This is a genomic window from uncultured Metabacillus sp. (assembly GCF_947503125.1).
Lineage (GTDB): Bacteria > Bacillota > Bacilli > Bacillales > Bacillaceae > Metabacillus.
Genome location: NZ_CANNCR010000011.1, coordinates 1 through 21,835 on the forward strand (window position 1 = coordinate 1; position 21,835 = coordinate 21,835).

The 21,835-nt window shown below is 38.3% G+C and carries 12 protein-coding genes; 9 read left to right on the forward strand and 3 right to left on the reverse strand.

Features of this window, described 5'->3' with window-relative positions; all coding sequences use genetic code 11:
• The first annotated feature begins 232 nt into the window (after nucleotides 1–232).
• From Q1B07_RS10070 to Q1B07_RS10080, 3 genes are all read left to right on the forward strand, one after another.
• Nucleotides 233–640 (forward strand): nucleotidyltransferase domain-containing protein, encoded by a 408-nt coding sequence (locus Q1B07_RS10070; RefSeq protein ID WP_299090225.1) that lies wholly within the window; start codon nucleotides 233–235, stop codon nucleotides 638–640.
• Complete coding sequence (locus Q1B07_RS10075; protein WP_299090226.1) at nucleotides 630–1,034, forward strand: DUF86 domain-containing protein; 405 nt, start codon at nucleotides 630–632, stop codon at nucleotides 1,032–1,034. The genes Q1B07_RS10070 and Q1B07_RS10075 overlap by 11 nt, the downstream gene beginning before the upstream one ends.
• Nucleotides 1,035–1,828: 794 nt before the next feature.
• On the forward strand, nucleotides 1,829–6,349 hold the full coding sequence (locus Q1B07_RS10080; RefSeq protein ID WP_299090228.1) for a family 43 glycosylhydrolase: 4,521 nt from the start codon (nucleotides 1,829–1,831) through the stop codon (nucleotides 6,347–6,349).
• A 227-nt stretch (nucleotides 6,350–6,576) separates the two neighbouring features.
• Here the strand turns inward: Q1B07_RS10080 and Q1B07_RS10085 are convergent, their stop codons facing one another.
• Together Q1B07_RS10085 and Q1B07_RS10090 are read right to left on the reverse strand one after the other, a co-directional pair.
• The gene (locus Q1B07_RS10085; protein ID WP_299090229.1) at nucleotides 6,577–7,272 is read right to left on the reverse strand and encodes a diphthine--ammonia ligase; all 696 of its coding nucleotides are present in this window, start codon (nucleotides 7,270–7,272) and stop codon (nucleotides 6,577–6,579) included.
• Between the two features lie 33 nt (nucleotides 7,273–7,305).
• Nucleotides 7,306–8,208 carry a LysR family transcriptional regulator gene (locus Q1B07_RS10090; protein ID WP_299090231.1) on the reverse strand — a complete coding sequence of 301 codons (903 nt, stop codon included), beginning with the start codon at nucleotides 8,206–8,208 and terminating at the stop codon, nucleotides 7,306–7,308.
• A 315-nt stretch (nucleotides 8,209–8,523) separates the two neighbouring features.
• Here Q1B07_RS10090 and Q1B07_RS10095 point away from each other — a divergent pair, with 315 nt between their 5' ends.
• Nucleotides 8,524–9,411, forward strand: coding sequence for a DMT family transporter (locus Q1B07_RS10095; RefSeq protein ID WP_299090232.1), 888 nt, complete (start codon nucleotides 8,524–8,526; stop codon nucleotides 9,409–9,411).
• A gap of 219 nt (nucleotides 9,412–9,630) precedes the next feature.
• Here Q1B07_RS10095 and Q1B07_RS10100 read toward each other — a convergent pair whose 3' ends face one another.
• Nucleotides 9,631–9,828, reverse strand: a complete 198-nt coding sequence (locus tag Q1B07_RS10100) for an alpha/beta-type small acid-soluble spore protein (protein ID WP_299090234.1) — start codon at nucleotides 9,826–9,828, stop codon at nucleotides 9,631–9,633.
• Nucleotides 9,829–10,375: 547 nt separating this feature from the next.
• On the opposite strand from Q1B07_RS10100, the gene Q1B07_RS10105 reads away from it, so the two are divergent.
• From Q1B07_RS10105 to Q1B07_RS10125, 5 genes are all read left to right on the forward strand, one after another.
• Complete coding sequence (locus tag Q1B07_RS10105) at nucleotides 10,376–11,395, forward strand: ABC transporter substrate-binding protein (protein ID WP_299090236.1); 1,020 nt, start codon at nucleotides 10,376–10,378, stop codon at nucleotides 11,393–11,395.
• A 101-nt stretch (nucleotides 11,396–11,496) separates the two neighbouring features.
• Entirely contained in the window at nucleotides 11,497–13,011 is a 1,515-nt protein-coding gene (locus Q1B07_RS10110) for a sugar ABC transporter ATP-binding protein (protein WP_299090237.1), read from the forward strand.
• A gap of 4 nt (nucleotides 13,012–13,015) precedes the next feature.
• On the forward strand, nucleotides 13,016–14,038 hold the full coding sequence (locus Q1B07_RS10115) for an ABC transporter permease (protein ID WP_299090239.1): 1,023 nt from the start codon (nucleotides 13,016–13,018) through the stop codon (nucleotides 14,036–14,038).
• A complete protein-coding gene (gene yjfF, locus Q1B07_RS10120; protein WP_299090240.1) occupies nucleotides 14,035–15,030 on the forward strand; it encodes a galactofuranose ABC transporter, permease protein YjfF in 996 nt (331 codons plus the stop codon). Before Q1B07_RS10115 ends, yjfF begins: the two co-directional genes overlap by 4 nt.
• A 10-nt stretch (nucleotides 15,031–15,040) precedes the next feature.
• Nucleotides 15,041–21,430 (forward strand): immunoglobulin-like domain-containing protein, encoded by a 6,390-nt coding sequence (locus Q1B07_RS10125; RefSeq protein WP_299832685.1) that lies wholly within the window; start codon nucleotides 15,041–15,043, stop codon nucleotides 21,428–21,430.
• Nucleotides 21,431–21,835 lie beyond the last annotated feature (405 nt).

Consider the following 21,835-nt stretch of genomic DNA (forward strand, 5'->3'; position numbering starts at 1 on the left):
CTTTCCTCCACCCAAATTGGTAAATAAGTGTTCAATTTTATCTAGCACTTTCTGTATACTTTAGTTTAGCAGTTACACCTTGCGCTTTTTTTGTTTTTAGACCTCAAAGCAGACTCTGCCACAACTATGAAAAGAGAATAATATTCGAAAGAATATAGGGGCAATGCTTTAGTTTTAGTTCGAACAAAAGTTTGCTATAATGAAAGTAAGCCAAATTATGGAGGTATTTCCATTGGATAATAAAATCCAAACTGAAATCATTAACTTTTTAACAAAAAAGGTTTCACCAGAGTTAGTGTACATATTTGGTTCGACCATTAAAGGAACATCCAATAAAAACAGCGATATTGATATAGCATATCTATCCGATCAAACTTTAGATGAATACCAAACCTTTATGTTGGCCCAAGAATTAGCTGGAATAATTAATGTTGATGTGGATTTAATTGATTTAAAGAAAGCTTCAACAGTATTTCAAGGGCAAATAGTTAGTACTGGCCAAGTCATATACTGTTTAGACGATAAAACCCGTATGAATTATGAAATGAAGACTCTTAAGATGTATGCAAAATTGAATGAAGAACGAAAGTTTATTATCGATAATGTACAGGAAAGAGGGTCTATTTTCAATGAAGAATGATGTTATTTTAAATAAAATAAGCATTATTGAACGATGTGTTAAACGAGTTCGGGATGAATATGATAATAAACCTGAAAATCTTAAAAATTATACAAAGCAAGACTCTATTGTACTTAATTTGCAACGTGCATGTGAAGCAAGTATTGATTTGGCTATGCATATTATCGCTGAAAAGAAGCTAGGTTTACCACAAAGCAGCCGGGAAGCTTTTGTTTTACTGGAATCAGCAGGTATTCTCTCCTCTTCACTTGCTCAAAAAATGAAAGCTATGGTTGGATTTAGAAACATTGCAGTTCATGATTATCAAGAGATAAATTTAGTGATCTTACAAAAAATTGTTGAAGATCATCTTATAGATTTTATGGAATATACTAAAACAATACTATTAGATTAAATTACGGATAAATTTGTTATAAAACAATAAATAAAGGACATTAAACGATAATTTAAGCCTTTAATAGATTCATCATATAGTAAATGAAAAAAGTTCAGGGTTTTTAATCCTGAACTTTTTTAATGGGATTTTTTTCCTCAGCTTGAGGTTAAGTGGACGAGTTATCAGGTTTGCATGGGGGATTAAGTAAACTCTGAATTTACAATGGAGCCACGGGTTCTCAATATTAGGATGGTTTTTATGAGTAAATCTTAGTTCTTTCTTCTGTTAATAATAATAAATAACTAGCAGTATCTATACCTTCTAAAAATCCTCCAATTTAGTAAAAGATTTTGAAGTTTTTCAAACCATTAGAGCAGAATATTCAAAATGAATTTACAATATTTTCGAAAGTTACTCCATTAACCTCAAACATGTAAACGCTTTATAATTTTAAAAGGGAACAGTTTTATAAAGGAGTGACCATTTATTAATGGTTCACAAGGTTGTCATTCCCTTTTTTCTTCACCAAGAAAATGCCCACATACAAAATCGTATCTTTAGGCATTTCTTCTATAGAATATTTCTCTACTCTCTTCTTCGGTTAAATAAAAACTAAATCCTACAACATGATAAAAATGAATAATTCCTAAATGAATATTTATAACATCCTCATATGATCGATTTTTTGAAAGGGGGGATTGCAAGAACATTTTATAGGTATTTTAAGAATTTATCGATATGGAGGTGAAGCCATTAATAAATGACTTACCTAATTTAAAACTTATGTTAGAAATCAAGGAGGGTACAGTGCTATGCAGCATAAAAAATTCTTTTCACTATTTTTAACCATTGTCATGCTAGTTTCACTACTCCCTTTCCCAAAGATTCAAGCGGAGGAGATTGCAACTGTGGAAGAAGGATTAATCGCACATTATGATATGTCGAAGGCAGATGGTAAGTTAAAAGATGTTACGAACAATGGCTTTGATGCTGAATTTGTTGGATTTAAAGATGGAGATTTTTTAGAGGAGCAAGGTGACACGATCTTAAACTTCACTGGCGATAAATCCAAATATGTAAAATTACCGGTTGGGCTTATTGATGATGAAACATTCACCATTGAAACAACATTTTCAACAAGCACAAATGCTGCACATTGGCTTTACAGTTTTGGGAACAAGACAGGTGTTTGGCCTAATGTGAAAAATTATATCTTTTTAAACCCAAAACAAGGGAATGGTACGGTCAGATTTGGTATTAAGAACGCTGATAAGGAGCTTCTTTTCCAAAATGCTACAATTGATTCAGGGAAATATACTACCTTTACAGCAACGTTTAAACAAGGGGAAATCTCCCTTTATTTTAACGGAGAATTGGTAGGGACACTGCCTCATACTTATTCAGTGATAGATATTTTAAAAGATGGTGTGGATCCTGCAGCTAATTCCATTGGCTTTATTGGGAAATCACTCTATGAACCTGATGCAGCATTTACTGGAAAATTAGCTGATTTTAAAGTGTATAACTATACATTATCTGCAGAAGAAGTAAAGAAAAATGCAACATTAACAGATGAGGAAATTGTTGAAACAGCAAAAGCCAACTTGGAAATTCCAAATGCAGATGACATCCGCGGCAACATTACGTTACCAACGACAAGCGACAAAGGAGCTGCCATTACTTGGGAAACGGACAGACCGGATGTTGTGAATGTAAATGGTAAAGAAAATGAAAACTATGATGATATGCCTGCAGGGGTTGTAATAAGACAGGACAAAGATACAAAGATAAATTTAACAGCCAAGATTTCTTATGGGGAAATCACTGCGACAAAGACAATACCGCTTACAGTTAAGGCAAAGCCGGAAAATAAGAAGTTCACCTCTTATTTAATGACCCACTTTACAGGGGAACATGATATTGGAGAACAAATTTATTTTGCCAGTAGTAAAGACGGTTTAAATTGGACAGACTTAAATGACAGTAATCCAGTATTAACATCTAATCTAGGTGAAAAGGGCGTGCGTGATCCATTTCTTTTACGCTCAGCAGAGGGAGACAAATTCTATCTTCTTGCAACCGATTTACGAATTGCAAATGGAAAAGGCTGGGGTGCAGCGCAAACGGCTGGAAGTAAATCTCTTATTGTTTGGGAATCTACTGATCTAGTAAACTGGTCCGAACCAAGAATGGTAGAAGTGGCTCCATCAAACGCAGGAGATGCATGGGCTCCGGAAGCTTTTTATGACGAGAAGACAGGAGAATATGTCGTTTTTTGGGCTTCAAGGGTTTCTGATAGTAAAGGAAATTTTGGTCCACATGATATTTACTATTCAAAGACAAGAGACTTCCATACCTTTACAGAACCAAAAGTGTTTATTGATCGTTCAGGTGATACCCATATTATTGATACAACGATCATCGAAGATCAGGATATGTATTACCGATACTCAGGAGATGGGCAAATCACGATTGAAAAAAGTGATCAAATTCTCGGCACATGGTCAAAGGTGGGAACGATTGAATCTTCAACAGGATTAACAGGGCATGATGTCGAAGGGCCGTTAATTTTTAAATTTAATGATCGAGAAGAATGGAACTTAATGGTCGATCAGTATGCTACAGGAAAAGGATATCTTCCTTTATTAACGACAGATCTCTCAAGTGGTGAATTTACGAAATTAACAACTTCAGATTACTCCTTAGATTCTAACAAAAAGAGACATGGTTCTGTCTTACCGATTACACAAGAAGAGTACGAAGCTGTTATGGCGAAATGGAACAAAGTAGTTGAAGCACCTGATGAAGAGGAACAGGAAGAACCTATTCTTAAGTACAATTTTGAAGAAACAACAACAGACAAGACAATTCAGGATGACTCAGGTAACGACTATACAGGTACATTAAATGGAAACGCAACTTACGTGAAAGATGAAGATAAGAACTCTAAGGTCTTATATCTAGATGGTTCAGCCAATACGTTTGCTGCCTTCCCGACTGGATTCTTTGATGGAAGAGATACAGTATCCATTTCCATGGATATTAAAGCGGAAACCGTATCAGGAAACTTCTTTACCTTTACAGTAGGGAAGAATAACCAAAAATATATGTTCTTACGAACACGAGATACTGAAATTAGAAATGCCATAACAGTAAACAGCTGGTCCAGCGAGCAAGAGGTGAAAACGAATACACCTTCTATTAAAAGCAAATGGATGAATATCAAACTTGTCATGACACCTACAAGTATGAAAATGTATAAGAATGGTATTCTTGCAGCTGAAAATAATAATGTAACAGTGGCAATGAAAGACTTAGGGGCTGATTTATCAGGATTCTTAGGTAAATCCTTCTATTCCGGAGATCAGTACTTTAAAGGATATTTTGACAATGTTAAGGTTTATAACCGCGCTCTCACAGAAGCTGAAATTCTCGATATGAGTTTTGAACCGACTGAGATCGCTAATTTCGAAGTCCCTGGTCAAAAAGGTCAAGCTGAAATTGACAAGGAATCCAAAACAATTACTGTTCATTTTAAAGAGGGGCAAGGTACAGATGTAACAAATTTAATACCAACGATCACTCTTTTGCCTGGTTCTACCGTTAGTCCAGCATCAGGTGCAGCACAGGATTTTACAAATCCTGTTACGTATACGGTGACGGACAAGGAGGGAAACAAGCAGGAATGGACTGTGAAAGTGGAGATGTATCCATCAGGTACATTGCCAGGACTTTATGCAGATCCACAAATCGCTGTCTTTGGGGATACATATTATCTTTATCCTACGACAGATGGATTTGAAGGCTGGTCTGGCTCGCAATTTAAAGCGTTTTCTTCCAAAGATTTAATTAACTGGAAAGATGAAGGGGTCATTTTAGATCTTGCAACAGATGATGTCACTTGGGCAGATAACCGTGCCTGGGCACCTACCATTACCGAAAAAGACGGAACGTATTATTACTATTTTTCAGCAGATGCCAACATCGGTGTTGCTACATCTACATCCCCAGCAGGACCGTTTAAAGATGCTTTAGGTAAACCATTAGTGCCAAGTGGACTATATCCAGGCCAAGCGATTGACCCTTATGTATTTAAGGATGATGATGGACAGTATTACTTCTATTGGGGGAATGGAAATTTATTTGGTGCAAAGCTAAAGGAAGATATGGTTTCATTTGCTCAAGATCCAGTGAATATGACCCCTGCGAACTTTAGGGAGGCTCCGGTTGTATTTAAGCGAAACGGAATGTATTACTTAATGTGGTCAGAAGATGATACAGGCAGTGAGAACTATCAGGTTGCGTATGCAACAGGGTCATCACCAATGGGGCCTTGGACAAAGAAAGGCGTTATTCTTAGTAAAGATTTAAGCCTTGGAATCAAAGGACCTGGTCATCACTCTGTATTAAATATACCGGATACTGATGATTATTATATTGTTTATGCCCGACATGCCATTCCTGATGGGAACGGTTTTAACCGGGAAGTTGTCATCGATAAGATGGAATTTAATGAAGATGGCACGATTAAACAGGTAAAACCAACATTAAAAGGGATAACGGAACCAGTTTATATTGAAAAAGGCGATACAGAAAGCCCAGAAGGTCGTTTTACCATTAACTTTGGCGCCGAGTATACAAATAAGAGGACTGTTTCCTTATCCCTTGAAGCGACAGATGATAGCAGTGGAGTTCATCAAGTGCGCTATTCAACTGATGGAAAAGAATGGACAGAGTGGGAGCCGTATACAACATCAAAAGAATTAACGTTACCAGCTGGTGATGGTGAGAAGACTGTATTTGTTGAATTTAAAGATCAAGCTGGAAATATCAGTGAAACATACGATCAAAAGATTATTCTTGATATGACGGCTCCTGTCATTCAACTTACAGGTCATCAAGATTCCTATTCCATCGATTTGTCTATTAATATTTCTTGCAAGATCGTTGATGAGCTGTCAGGAATAGCTTCTAAAGAATGTCCAAATGTGGAAGGACCAGCCTATAACTTTGAAGTAGGAGTCAATTCATTTACTGCTTCAGCAGCTGACAAAGCAGGCAATATTGCGAAGATTGAATTCCAATTTACCGTAACGGTCGATTTTGATAGTTTAAGTCGATTAACAGAAGCCTTTGTGACGAAACATGGTGTGGCAGATTCATTGGTGAAAAAGCTGCAAGCAGCAAAAGCATCAGCGGCTAAAGAAAATACAGAAGCAATGAATGGACAATTAAATGCATACAAAAATCAGCTCAATGCGCAAAGCGGGAAATCCATTAGCGAACGAGATAGTAAATTATTAGGGTCTTTGGCTGATTCCTTAAAAAGATAATCAGGTAAACAAGTAACTCATTAGAAAAAGTTCAGGGGGTGGCCCCTGAACTTTTTCATGAAAAGAAACCTATTCTATTTTTTATTGAAAATCTATTAAAGACAAAAAATAACCAATTTTTGATGCTTGGCAGCGAGATTGGGTGAGTCATGTACTAAGAATCGCAGATCACCTTGAAGGGAACCTGGCTATTGTTGGTGTTCTAGCACCGAACAGTCTTTTTTAGCTTATGCTTTCTGATCCAGCTCCAATGGCAAAAAAGCATACTCTCCGTCCTTAATCATTTCACATTTACGAACGGAAATTGGATACTTAAAGATCGGCCCATCAATTACAGTGGTATGGAACTCTCCACCTTCTCCACAGGGGTCAATCCCTCGATCAACAAGCTCCTTCACGTACTCATGGGTTAACGTTCGCCCTAAATCGTCTTCCCGCATTCCTAATGATAAATTAACAGTTACAATCATCGTTACAAATCCTAAATTGATGAACTCTTCGACAGCTTCACGATGATCCATTTCCCATAAAGGCATACCAAGCTTTAAGCCAGCCTTTTTCGTAACCTTGTCATGCCAACAGCCATGAGCAGGCATATCCAAGTCTCCAGTTACTAACACTTCTGCTCCTTGATTTTTTGCTGTTTCTAAAAGGTTCAAAAATACTTTTTCATAATCAGTCCAACTTGCAGCCGCAGCATATACCGGCAAACCTATAGAGTTAGCTTGGGCACGTATAAGCTCTGGAGGCATTCCATGGGATCTCGAACGTTTCCCTCTTTCTTCTAGCATAACGATTAGTCCAACCGCTTCCCCAACCTTCGCTGCTTTATATAGAGCTAAGATACTATCCTTTCCTCCGCTAAAAGAAGTGATGAATTTATGCCCGCGTGCTCCATTTTTCCAATCTTTTAATTCTTCCATTTAATCTTTCTCCTTTATTCATAAATGTTGGTTTTAACTGTTGCTATCCTTGCTGCATTTAATGAGTTGTGTTGCTGTATCAAGAAATTGTTTAACCAAAATTGAATCTTCATCCGTCCGCCAGGCAAGACTCATTTCTACACGTGGGGCCTCTTGCTCTATGTTTATATATGTGACATCCCGCATATGAAAATTCGATGTTGATTTTGGTACGATACTAATACCCAATCCTGAGGCAACTAACCCTATAACCGTCTGTATTTCTTTTACTCCTTGACGTATGATTGGGCTGAAGCCAGCATCGTGACATTTAGAGATGATATCATCGTACCAACTTGGCCAAATTTCCCTCTCTACCAATATAAATTGTTCGGTGCTCAGATCAGCCAACGATATTGAAGCCCGTTGCGCAAATGGATGTAACTTCGGTACGACAGCGATGCATGTCTCTTGATATACTGACAAGATTGATAAAAGCGGATCAACTATAGGAGGTCTTACAAAACCAATGTCAATTTCCTTATTATGAAATGCCTCAATTTGCATTGGTGTAGGCATCTCGTGAAGAATCAAATCTACATATGGAAACTGTTCCTGAAACCCGCGAACAATGATAGGAAGAATATCAAATGTTGCAGATCCAACAAACCCCACCACTAAGCGGCCAACAATTCCATTTTGTGCCTTAAGAGCTGAAGCCTTTGCCTCCTCTAATTTGGTAAGGACCTGGCGAACTTCTTGCAAGAAAATCTTTCCCGCATTTGTTAGCTCTACATGTCTTTTTGATCTCTCAAACAGCTTTACGCCAAGTTCATTTTCTAGTTGTAAAATTTGTTGACTTAAAGGTGGTTGTGTCATCTGTAAACGTATGGCAGCACGACCAAAATGCAGCTCTTCTGCCACAACAGTAAAATATTTTAGCTGACGCAGCTCCACGGTATTACTCCTTCCAATTAAGTCGTTTTACGACTTAAAAGTGTGATTTTTATATATTAGACACTAATTGATTCCCGTTGTAAAGTTTTTTATAGATGAAAACAAATCAACAATGTTTCGCCAAAATCCATATATTGATCCTCAAATGTTAGTTATCAGTGAAATTTGAGAACAACAGCTGGAAGAACTGACACACCTGAAGTTGGAGAAATTTAATTGGACAAAGATCTATGTTTCTGCACAATAAATAAGATTCGTTGTTAGATGAACTTCATACTTTCTAAAAATGATTATTTAAGGGAGAGAAATAATCGTATGAAAGCTGCGATAGCCGTTTTATGTCTGATATGGGGTTTTAATTTTGTTATCATGAAATTAGGAAATGGTGTTTTTCCTCCCGGGGAGTTTGCAGCATGGCGATTTTTAACCGGTTCCTTCGTACTCCTGGGTGTGTGTTTGATGAGAAAAATACCACTGCCAAATAAATCGGATTTCAAGTGGCTGGTTTTATGCGGGCTGCTCCAAACAACTTATTTTAATATCGCTATTCAAATATCGCTAAACTACATTAGTGCAGGTCTTACATCTGTTTTGACCTACAGTATGCCGCTTTTTCTCTCAATAATGGCACATAGATGGATTCCTGGTGAACGGTTGACAGCAAGAAAGTCGTTTGGAATTATACTAGGCATTGGGGGGTTATTTCTTGCAATGAACATCCATTTAGGTGGATCCATTTGGACTGTGTTACTGGCACTGAGCTCCGCTATTTCTTGGGCTATAGCTAACTTGCTTTTTAAACTAAAATTAAAGCATTGTGATACCATTCAATTTACCACTTGGCAAATGACAATTGGAGCGGTGGGATTATTGGTATATACTCTTTCATTTGAGCATGGTGAAGCGAATTGGGGATTCATGCCGGCCGTATATATTGTATTTTCTGGGGTTGTTGCCTCTGCCATGGCCTTTGTATTGTGGAATCATATTTTGAAACGTACAGAGGCAAGCAAAGCATCGATTTCTTTATTACTTGTACCCGTTGTGGGTGTCATTTCTGGAATCATATTTTTGGATGAAAACTTAAAAATGACTACATTAGCAGGGATATTACTTGTACTGGCAGGAATATGGATTGTAAATAGTAAAAATACTCACGAAACTCGTAAGGTCAAATCAAATGCTGTGAATAAAGGAATATAAATGTATGCTACTTGACGTTACCAATGTTGAAGCAGGAATTGTTACTGATTCTGATGGTAACCATATCTCAAAAAACGACTAAACCAATTATCTTATTCTGATCATTTATCTCGTTTAATGGTAGAATGACAGGTTCAATGTCTCCTAAGAGCATGTAACCCGAAAAATGACATTAACGGAGGAGAAGTTTCTTCTCCCCCTTAATAACGTATTCAATAATTAGAAACGACCCATTGATTGTTGAGCCATTGCAACTAGTCGTTTCGTAATTTCTCCACCAACTGAGCCATTAGCGCGTGAAGTTGTTTCAGCACCAAGGTTCACACCAAACTCTGATGCAATTTCATACTTCATTTGTTCAATAGCTTGTTTAGCACCTGGAACAACTAATTGATTGCTGTTATTATTACGTGCCATAAAATCATCTCCTTAAAGTTTGTAAGAATTAGATTATGCAAGCTTGCTTAATGGTAGTTTGAAGTATTAAACAAAAATTATACAGGTAAATAATGGTGATTTTTAAAACGAGGATTTTTCTCGCCATAAGCAGAAAGGGGGATTATACACAAAGCTGAGCTTTGTGTATAATTTTTATTTTACCGATAAAATTACTTTGATAAAAAATACAACTTAAGTGAAATACGATTAGTGACTATCGCTTCTCATAACACTCATTTTCTTCCCTTCAATCCCTCAAGTGCCAGCAAAATTTTAGATAATTTTCCTAGAATGAGAGTATATTCCCATATCTATTTTTTTGGATTAGAAAAAAATAATGCAATTTTTTTAAAAATTTTGAAGTAAATTCAGGTCAATAGATGATTTCATATAAAATAAATTTACAATTTTTTCGAAAGTTAGTCCATTCACTCAAAGGTTGTAAACGCTTTATAATCAGCTTATACAAATTCAAAAACGACTTAGGGGACATTTTTGAATGGAAGAAAAAAGGGAGGTTAATAGATTGAAAAGATTATGTAAAGGAAAAACCATTTTATTTTTTATGATGGCGCTCATGCTTTTATTATCAGCTTGCAGCTCATCGGGTACAGGCGGACAAGCGGAGAATGCTGGTGCCGGTTCAGGGGATTCGAAATCTGGCGATAAGCTGGTCATTGGCTTTTCGCAAGTTGGAGCAGAAAGTGAATGGAGAACAGCGAATACAAAATCGATGCAGGATGCGATTAAAGCTGCTGGCCATGAATTGAAGTTCTCAGATGCTCAGCAAAAACAAGAAAATCAAATTAAGGCACTTCGTTCATTTATTGCGCAAAAAGTAGATGCGATTGTCTTCTCTCCAGTTGTTGAAACAGGATTTGAAACGGTGTTAAAAGAAGCAAAGGATGCAGGAATTCCCGTATTTCTAGCTGATCGTGCGGTTGATATTCAAGATGATTCACTTTGGGTAACGTTCTTAGGATCAGACTTTGTGGAAGAAGGAAGAAAAGCGGCGAATTGGTTAGTAGAAGAAACGGCTGATGCAGAAGGTGATGTCAATATCGTTGAGCTTCAAGGTACAGTAGGCTCTGCTCCAGCGATTGACCGTAAATCAGGATTTGAAGAAGTCATTAAAGATCATCCAAATCTTAAAATCATTAAATCACAAACAGGTGATTTCACACGGGCAAAAGGTAAAGAAGTTATGGAAGCGTTCTTAAAATCTGAAGGTGACAACATTGATGTGTTATACGCCCATAATGATGATATGGCCATTGGTGCGATTCAAGCGATTGAAGAGTACGGATTAAAGCCTGGTGAAGATATTAAAATCATTGGTGTTGATGCAGTAAAAGGAGCATTCGAAGCAATGGCAGCAGGCAAAATGAATGTCACAGTTGAATGTAATCCGTTATTTGGTCCGCAAATGGTTGAATTAATTGAGGCTCATTTTGCTGGTGAAGAAATTCCAAAGCGTGTAGCGGTAGAAGAAAGCATGTATACAATGGATCAAGCAAAAGAACTTCTTCCAACTCGTGAGTATTAATCAAGGAAATTAACATAGAAAACAAGGCCACTAGGGGAGGTAGTAAATCTTACTATTAACGAACTAGTGGTTATTAAAATAAGAGATTGTTAGGAGGGTAAATGGTGAAGAAGCAAGCTCCAGTATTAGTCATGCAAGGCATAACCAAGGAGTTCCCGGGTGTGAAAGCTTTATCAAATGTTCAGTTAAAGCTGTTCCCTGGAGAGGTGCACGCCTTAATGGGAGAGAATGGTGCAGGGAAGTCAACCCTTATTAAAGTGTTAACAGGTGTATACACGTTTGATGAAGGTTCTGTAACGTTGGAAGGGAAACCAATTCGAGTAACCACTCCTCTTGAAGCACAAAATTTAGGGATTAGCACGGTTTATCAAGAAGTTAATTTATGTACAAATTTATCAGTCGTTGAGAATATTTTCATAGGCCGGGAAATCATGAAAAGAGGCCGGCTTGATTGGAAAGAAATGACTCGCCAGGCAAAGGAGTTACTAAAAGCTAGACTAAACCTAGAGATCGATGTGACCAAACAGTTGTCATCCTACTCTGTAGCCATCCAGCAAATGATAGCGATCGCACGTTCCCTTAAAGTATCTGCAAAGGTACTCATTCTCGATGAACCAACTTCAAGCCTGGATCAAAATGAGGTTAACCAATTGTTTAATGTCATGCGGAAATTGAAACAAGATGGCTTAGCGATCGTTTTTGTCAGTCACTTCCTTGATCAAATTTACGAAATCACAGATCGGCTAACCGTTTTGCGTAATGGGACATGGATTGGTGAATATATGACGAAAGAAATTGACAGACTTGAATTAGTTTCGAAGATGATCGGCAAGGACCTAAATGAGCTTAAGACGTCTGAAAGAGAAAATAACCATGTCGTTGAAAAGAAAAAGCTATTTTTGCAAGGAAAAAATGTTTCAAAGAAAGGCAAAATTGCTCCTTTTGATCTCGATATCCATGAAGGCGAAATTGTCGGTCTTGCAGGACTCCTCGGTTCAGGCAGGACGGAATTAGCAAGATTACTGTTTGGAGCAGATCGAGCTGATTCTGGTGAAATAAAGATAAATGGCAAAAAGACGAATCTTTCCTCTCCTAAACAAGCGATTTTAAATGGTATCGCATTTTGTTCTGAAAACCGAAAAACAGAAGGAATTATTGCGGACCTCACGATTCGAGAGAATATGATTTTAGCCATGCAAGGTATCAAAGGATGGTTCAAGTTTATTCCAAAGAAAAAACAAATTGAAATTGCGGACGAATATATCAAACTATTAAACATTAATCCGCCAAATCCGGAGCAATTAATCAAAAATTTAAGCGGCGGAAATCAACAAAAGGTTCTGCTTGCAAGATGGTTGATTACAAATCCAAATTTACTCATTTTAGATGAATCGACAAGAGGAATAGATGTTGGAGCAAAAGCAGAAATTCAAAAATTAATGCTTTCATTAAGTAAAGATGGGAAGTCAATTTTGTTTGTTTCTTCAGAAATAGAAGAAGTGCTGCGTACTTGTCGTAAAATTGCTGTCCTCAGGGATCACCATAAGGTGACAGAAATTGAGAACAATCAGCAAATGACACAAAAAGACATAATGAAGGCAATGGCTGGGGGATAACGTGATGAAATCAAAATTATTTTGGCCAATCGTCGTCTTAATCATCATTTTATTAATCAATCTTTTCTTTGATAAAAACTTCTTTTCTATTGAAGTAAAAAACGGTTATTTAACTGGTAGTTTAATTGATATTTTAAATAGGGGAGCACCATTGTTACTTGTTTCGATCGGAATGACCCTTGTTATTGCGACAAAAGGAGTCGATCTTGGTGTTGGGTCAGTTATTGCAATGGCTGGTGCAGTTGGAGCTATGACAGTAAGCGGGGCAAACGGTGATGGTTTAGGACCGCTATTTACGGCAATTGCTCTTGTTATCGCGATCTCACTCATAGCCGGTTTATGGAATGGTGTGCTTGTTTCAAGAATTGGAATACAACCAATTGTTGCCACATTAATTCTTATGGTTGCCGGACGTGGTATTGCTCAACTAATAACAGATGGTCAAATCATGACCGTTTATTATGACCCTTACACTTTCATTGGCGGTGGATACCTTCTTATGCTGCCATTTTCCATTTTTATCGTCACTGCTGTTTTGGCCATTGCTGCATTTTTAACGAGAAAAACAGCAATAGGATTATTTATTGAATCGGTTGGAACCAATCCGGAAGCTAGCCGTCTCTCAGGAATCAATTCAAAAAATATTTTAGTAATGGTTTATGTGTTTTCTGGAATATGTGCAGGAATCGGCGGCTTAATCTTAAGTTCGAATGTTGCGAGTGCTGATGGAAACAATGCAGGCCTTTGGTATGAGCTTGATGCCATTTTAGCCGTTGTCATTGGCGGGACATCACTGAATGGCGGCCGATTTAACTTGATGGGTACAGTCATTGGTGCTCTTATCATTCAAAGTTTAACGACTACGATTTACTCGATTGGCATTGCACCGGAAATCAACCTTGTAGTAAAAGCAATCGTCGTATTACTCGTTTGTCTATTGCAGTCATCAGAGTTCAGAAAGAAAGTATTTGGCGGTTTTGCCGTGAAAAAATCACAAAAGAAACGTGAGGGAGTGACCGTATCATGACGAAAAAGATCCAGTTAGACTCAAAACATCTCCCTTTAACAGCAACGATTCTGTTATTTATCTTAATGTTCTTATTTGGCTCACTTCGCTATACTGGCTTTTTTTCAACACAAGTTTTCTTAAATTTGTTTATTGATAACGCATTTCTAATTGTTGTAGCTGTTGGGATGACCTTTGTGATTTTATCAGGAGGAATTGATCTCTCGGTTGGTTCAATTATTGCTCTAACGAGTATGGTAGCAGCGAGTTTGACAATGAACGCACAGCTTTCTCCAGCTCTTGTTACCCCAATCAGTTTACTTATTGGTACAGTCCTTGGTTTCTGTATGGGGTGCCTTATCCATTATTTTAACTTACAGCCATTTATCGTTACGCTTGCCGGCATGTTTCTTGCGAGAGGCCTATGTTATCTCATCAGTGTTGAATCAATTACGATCGACAATGGCTTTTTCAATTTTATGGCAAGCACGAGAATCCCGGTTGGCGGCGGGAATTTTATTTCCATTAGTGTCATTATCGCAATGGTCGTTGTGATTGCCGCTATTTTTGTTGCTCATTACTCGAAATTTGGCCGTAATGTTTATGCATTAGGCGGCAGTGAACAATCTGCATTATTAATGGGATTACCTGTCGGGAAAACAAAAATTATGATCTATACAATCAGCGGGTTTTGCTCATCTCTAGCCGGTCTCATTTTCACGTTCTATATGTTGTCAGGTTATGGATTACATGCAAATGGGCTGGAGTTAGATACGATTGCAGCAGTTGTCATCGGCGGCACTCTCCTTACTGGTGGTGCCGGGTATGTAGCAGGCAGCGTTGTTGGGGTGTTAATTTTAGGAATTATCCAAACAGTGATCGTGTTTGAAGGAACGTTAAGCTCTTGGTGGACAAAGATTGCGATTGGAGCCTTGCTATTATTATTTATTGTTTTACAACGAGTCATCGTAGCTAGAAGCAAGACGAACCAAGCATCGATATCAGCACATTAAAGGGGTGTGAATGATGAAAAACAGGAAAAGATTGTCCGTCTTTTTATTGACGGTTATGATGTTTAACACGCTTTCCGGATTATGGCCAAAGGTCTCATCAGCGGAAGAAGCGAACTCTACAACTCCTGAACTGATTCTCCATTATGACATGAAAACTTCAGAGAAAGATGGGGATCAACTGACGATAAAAGATGTGTCCGTCAGTGGCACAACATTTGACGGGGTTTTCAAAAATCCTGAAAATGGTCAACTTGTTCATAATGAGGAAGTTGGATATGCAGCGTTTAATGGTGGAAGTTCAACATCAAAAAGCGGTTATATCGAAATTCCAAAAAGCGAAAATGGTTCAGATTTATTAACTGGTTTACAAGATGTAACCATTTCAGCACTTGTGAATTGGAGTAATGATGGGGCCAATCGTTGGATTTTTGGTTTAGGAGCTGTAACAGATGATGCCGAGAATGGGAATAAATATTTCTTCGTTACACCGCAGCATGGCTCAGGAAATGTAGCAGCAACAGGAATTTCCAAAGCGGGCTGGAGAAATGAATCACTAGTCAAAGCAACATCGGCCATGAAAGCGAATAAATGGGAAGTAGCCACGGTTGTTTTCTCTGGCCAAGCCAATACGATTACCTTATATGTAAATGGTGAGAAGGTCGCAACAGGATCAGCAGGCGGGAAAAAGTTATCTGAAATTATTGATCCATCAGCAGGTTTTTCTGGTTTTATCGGAAAATCAATCTTTAAAAACGATTCCTTTTTTAAAGGGATGATCGGTGATTTCCGTGTCTATAATGGGGCACTGACAGATGACCAGGTTATGGAATTATATACAGAAACATCAAGTAAAATTGCAAAAATCAATCAGCTTGTCATCAATGATGCAACAGAATCCTTAAATATAACTGAATATGTAGACAGTGAAGATGAAAGCACTGACAAAATAACGAAGAACCTCGCACTTCCTGCAAAAGGCAAGCATGGAGTAGCTATTACGTGGAGTTCTAGTAATACAGAAGTGATTGCTAATGACGGCACCGTTACTCGTCCTGAGAAAACAGAGTCAGATGTGAAAGTTGAGTTAACAGCAAATCTAGCTTATGAAGGTCTGACAGCAAAGAAACAATTTACGGTAACTGTTTTAAAGGAATATACGGATGAACAAGTTGTAGAGCTTGATGCTTCAAACTTAGCCGTTATTAATGCAGATAACGTAAAAGGAAATCTAAGCTTACCAGTATCAGGTCAAGAAGGAAGTACCATTACGTGGGAATCCTCAAACCCGGTAATGGTAAAAGGATCTGCAGAGGCAGCCGAAAATAATAAAATGCTTGGTTGGGTAACAAGACCTGAAGCAGATTCAAAGGTTACATTAACAGCAACCATTTCAAAAGGAAACGCTGAAATGAAAAAGGAATTTAACCTTACAGTTAAGAAAAATCCAGGTGAATTGACGTATGATGCTTATTTCTTCTCTTATTTCACTGGAGAATACGAAGGAGGAGAGGAAATTTCCTTCGCTACAGCAGAAGATCCGTTAAAATGGCGTGCCTTGAATAATGGTCAATCGGTCATTCAGTCAAACATGGGTGAAAAGGGACTTAGAGATCCATTTATCATCCGTTCTCCAGAAGGAGATAAATTTTATATGCTGGCGACTGACTTGAAAATGGGTGAAAGCACTAACTTTGACCAGGCGCAAATCACTGGAAGTCATTCTCTTATGGTTTGGGAATCAGATGATTTGGTCAATTGGAGCGAACAGCGAATGGTAGAAGTGGCTCCTAAAACAGGCGGTAATACGTGGGCGCCTGAAGCCGTTTATAACGAAAAAACGGGTGAATATGTTGTATTCTGGGCGTCTTCAATGAAAAATGAAGAAACATATGGCGATTACCCAAATGGAAGACCGGCGGGACAGTACAATGTGATGTACTACGCCACAACGAGGGATTTCCATACATTCTCTGAACCAAAAGTGTTTATTGATGAAGGCTTCCCGACAATCGATACAAGTTTTGTAGAAGATAATGGCACATTTTATCGTTTTACAAAATCGGAAGTCAATTACAGAGTGTATTACGAGAAAGCAACAGATATTTTCCAAGATAAAGACGGAATCAAGGAAAATGGATTTCAATACGATGTGATTTTGGGTACAAAAGATGGAAACAGAGGACTGATCGGTCATCAAGGTAACAATGAAGGACAAACCATTTTTAAAGATATTCATGAAGATAAATGGTATATGTTCTTAGATTCTTGGCCATATCATGTTCGCTGGTCAACTAACTTAGAGGATGGATCACAATTTGTGAACAATTTACTCCCTGAATCTGAATATGCGCTGCCGCCAGGACCACGACATGGGACCGTTATTCCAATCACTCGCGCGGAATATAATGCCCTTCAAGAAACATATGGCATGCCTTCACCAGAGACATCTGAGGAACCTGTTGTACACTATACATTTGACCAGGAAGATGTTGATGGAATAACTGTAAAAGATGTTTCCAAAAATGGTTTTGACGCAACATTAGTAGGCGGGGCGAAAATTGATGCAACTGACACAGTTGGCAAATCTTCAGGAGCAGTAGATTTAGATGGAAGCACAGGATATGTTGAGCTGCCGGAAAATATGATTAAAGACCTTAACCTGGAAAGCATGACAATGTCTACTTGGGTGAAAGTAGAGGGGAATCAAGCAAACCAACGAATCTTTGATTTTTCTTCAAATACTGGAAGAGTAGCAAACCGCAATACAATGTATTTAAGTACACAGGGTGATTCAGGTAACGTGGAATTTGCGATTGTTACACCTTTCACCGAAAAATTTGCAAATCAAAATTCACTTTTAGGAAGTTCCTATAAATATGCTGTGAGAGCTCCAATGCTTTCGACTGCACAATGGCACCATGTAGCGATGACAATTGAAGGATTTGATGCCGTCTTATATGTAGACGGAAAAGAAGTTTCACGAAGCTCAACGTATAATGTCGAGCCGAGAATGCTATTAGAAACAACAATGAACTATTTAGGGAAGTCCAGCAATGAAAATCACAGTCTCTTTTACGGGAAATTTGATGACTTTAAAATTTATAACCGAGCTCTTAACGCTGAAGAGATTGCTAGTTTAGCAGATGAAGAAGTTTCAGCGCCTCCAGTTGAAGAGCCGGAAAAAGCTGAGTTAATTCTTGATTATGATATGAGCAAGATTGAAGGCACGACAGTAGTAGATAACACAGGTAACTTTGAAGGAAAGCTTGTCAATCCTCAAAACGCTGAACTAATCAAAGGGGATGAGACAGGAGTTATCAGCTTTAAAGGCGGCTCCACAAGCTCATATATTGAGATGCCTCAAGGTGTATTGAACGGGCTAGAAAGTGTGACTGTTTCATCATTAGTGAATTGGGAAGGCAAGAATGAGGCTGAATGGCTATTCGCTTTAGGTCAGGACAGCAATAAATATCTATTTATGACACCAAAACGCAATTCAGGTGACAGATCTGCAAGGGTAGGACTTGGCATCACAAGCTGGCAAAATGAGGCTGGAGCAAATGCAACAACGGGTTCCTTAAAGTCAAATGAATGGAAACTGGTGACAGCCGTTATGTCTGGTGAAGCTAAAACGATAAAATTGTATATTGATGGTGTTGAAGTGGCATCCGGATCTACAAACGGATATACATTAGCACAAATCAGCAATGGTAATGGCAGAAGCGGATTTATCGGCCGTTCCTTCTATTCTGCTGATCCTTACTTTGGCGGAATGATGGCTGATTTTGAAGTATATGATGGAGCTTTAACAGCAACAGAAGTAAGCAAATTAAAAGAAGCAGCCGATGCAAAAATTGCAAAAATGGATGGTTTATTGCTTCAAAATGCGATCAACCAATTAGATTACGCAACATTCCTTAATGAAAACGAAAGCAAGGATGAAATCACAACAGATCTATCATTCCCTAAGACAGGAGCAAACGGAACAACCATCACTTGGGAATCACAAAATCAAGACAACATTACAAATGAAGGGAAGGTTACGAGACCATCCTTTGAAGAAGGAAACCAAACAGTGAAAATAACAGCAACGATTTCAGATGGTAAGAACGAGGCAACAAAAGAATTTACAGTAACTGTTGTAAAGAAACCGCATGATTCTGTCGCAGTCAGATCAGATGCAGAAGCATTAAAGGTTCATAACATTCATGATGTTCGCGGAAATCTAACATTACCAACATCAGGGGAAAATGGCTCTTCAATTACTTGGAAATCAAGTAATTCATCGATCATTACCCCAACCGGCAAGGTTATACGTCCTGTACATGGTGAAGGTGATACAACCGTTAAATTGACGGCAACACTTGCCTTAAATAATGAATCGATTACAAAGGCGTTTTTAGCAAAAGTCAAAGAAATGCCGAAAAAGGAAAAGTATGAAGGGTATGTCTTTAGTTATTTTACCGGGGAAGGCTACACGAACGGCGAGCAAATTTATTTCGCCTTAAGTGATGGCAACAATCCGCTTAAGTGGAATGAAATGAATAATGAAGAACCAGCCATCACCTCTAATTTAGGGGAAAAAGGACTTAGAGATCCGTTTATTATTCGCTCTCCTGAAGGCGATAAATTCTATCTCATTGCAACCGATCTAAAAATCAATGGGGATTGGAATTGGGATCGAGCGCAAAGATCGGGAAGCAGATCAATCATGGTTTGGGAATCGACGGATTTAATCAATTGGTCTGAGCAAAGAATGGTCGAAGTTGCACCAAAAGAAGCAGGAAATACATGGGCCCCTGAAGTCTATTATGATGATACGACTGGAGAATATGTTGTATTTTGGGCTTCTAAAATCTACGACAATGAAGAACACACTGGCTCAACCTACAACAAAATGATGTATAGCAAGACAAGAGATTTCTATACATTTACAGAACCAAAAGTGTATATGGATTATGGCTATTCTGTGATTGATACAACGATGATCGAGCATGACGATAAAATCTATCGCTTATCAAAGGATGAAAGAAACAATACATCATCTTCACCAAACGGTAAATTTATTTTCCAAGAGGTCGGAGATTCAGTACTTGATCCTACCTTCGAGCTGATTAAAGAAGGAATTGGCAAAGGATCAATAGGTGCAGGTGAAGGACCTACGATCTTCAAATCGAATACCGAAGAAAAATGGTATATGTTTATTGATGAGTTTGGCGGCAGAGGATATGTTCCTTTTGAAACGACCGATTTACAGTCAGGTGAATGGAAGATGTCTGAAAACTACGATTTACCTGCACGTCCGCGTCATGGAACAGTCATCCCTGTTACGAAAGCTGAGCATGAGGCTTTACTGGCAAATGTTCCAATCGTTCGTGTCCCAGCACCGGAACAAAAGCCAACAAGTGTTACGCTTGACCAAGAGACATTGAAGCTTTCAGAAGGTAAAACAGCACAATTAACCGCAACCGTTGCACCTAATGACGCAGTCAATAAAGAGGTTGTGTGGTCAAGCAATAATGAACAAATAGCAACTGTTGATGAAAATGGAAAAGTAACGGCTCTGAAAGAAGGAATCGCGAAAATAACCGCAACTACAGTCGATGGCGGGTTAATGGCTGTGAGTGAGGTAACCGTTGAGAAACAAAAAGATATAACACCGCCAGAAGGTCAGTTTACGATCAATGCTGGTGCAGAATTTACGAATAAGGAAACCGTCACTTTAGCATTAGAAGCAACTGATGACTTAAGCGGAGTTCATCAAGTTCGCTATTCGACTAATTCAAATGAATGGTCAGATTGGGAAGAGTATGATCCAACAAAAGACGTAACGTTACCATCAGGTGATGGAAAGAAGACCGTATTTGTAGAGTTTAAGGACAATGCCGGAAATATCAGCAAAACGTATAAGCAAACGATCACACTTGATACAATGGCACCGGTGATCCAATTTACAGGTCATCAAGAGAGATATTCGGCAGATTCGCACATCAACATCACATGCATTGCAACCGATGAGCTGTCAGGAATTGCATCTAAAGAATGTCCGAATGTTGAAGGACCAGCTTATAAATTCGACTTAGGAATCAATAAAGTCACTGCTACAGCGACAGACAAAGCGGGTAATAGTGCGAAAGTTGAGATTCAATTTACAATAACTGTTGACATTGATAGTTTAAGCAGGTTGACAGAACAATTTATCACGAAAAAGGAAGTCGCTGATTCACTAATCGAAAAGCTGCAATCCGCAAAAGCATCAGCAGCTAAAGGAACCAACAAAGCGGTAAATGGCAAGCTAAAAGCTTACGAAAATCAAGTAAAAGCTCAAAGTGGAAAATCAATTTCTGAAGAAAATGCAAAATTATTGATCAATTTATCAAAACAATTGAGCGTAAAATAAGAGGTTGCTTTACCATGCATTAGGCCAATAAAACATTTATTAAGAAATAAGCTAGCTTTCCAGTCTTAGGACCTGAAAGCTAGTTTTTTACACGTTAAGAAAGAAATTTGCAGCGCAGGAGAGAATTCGACGTAGTGGCAAATTTTAAGAATTAAGTATAAGTGCAACTAGGCAGTCGCACTGCGCCTAAAGGCTTGGAGCCAGCCAAGTTTTCTTTATAATATCAGAATTTATATATTTTCTTAACATAGCTTGCGTTTCTGAATCTAGCTCCAGGCGCAATCGGCTCGAGGTCATAAGTCAAACAGGAATTGAAGGTAAAGTACACCTTCTATTCCTGTTCGCCTTATGCTTGTCGCCGATAGGCAGGCGCCTTGCGCTTTTTTTATTTTAATATACAGAATT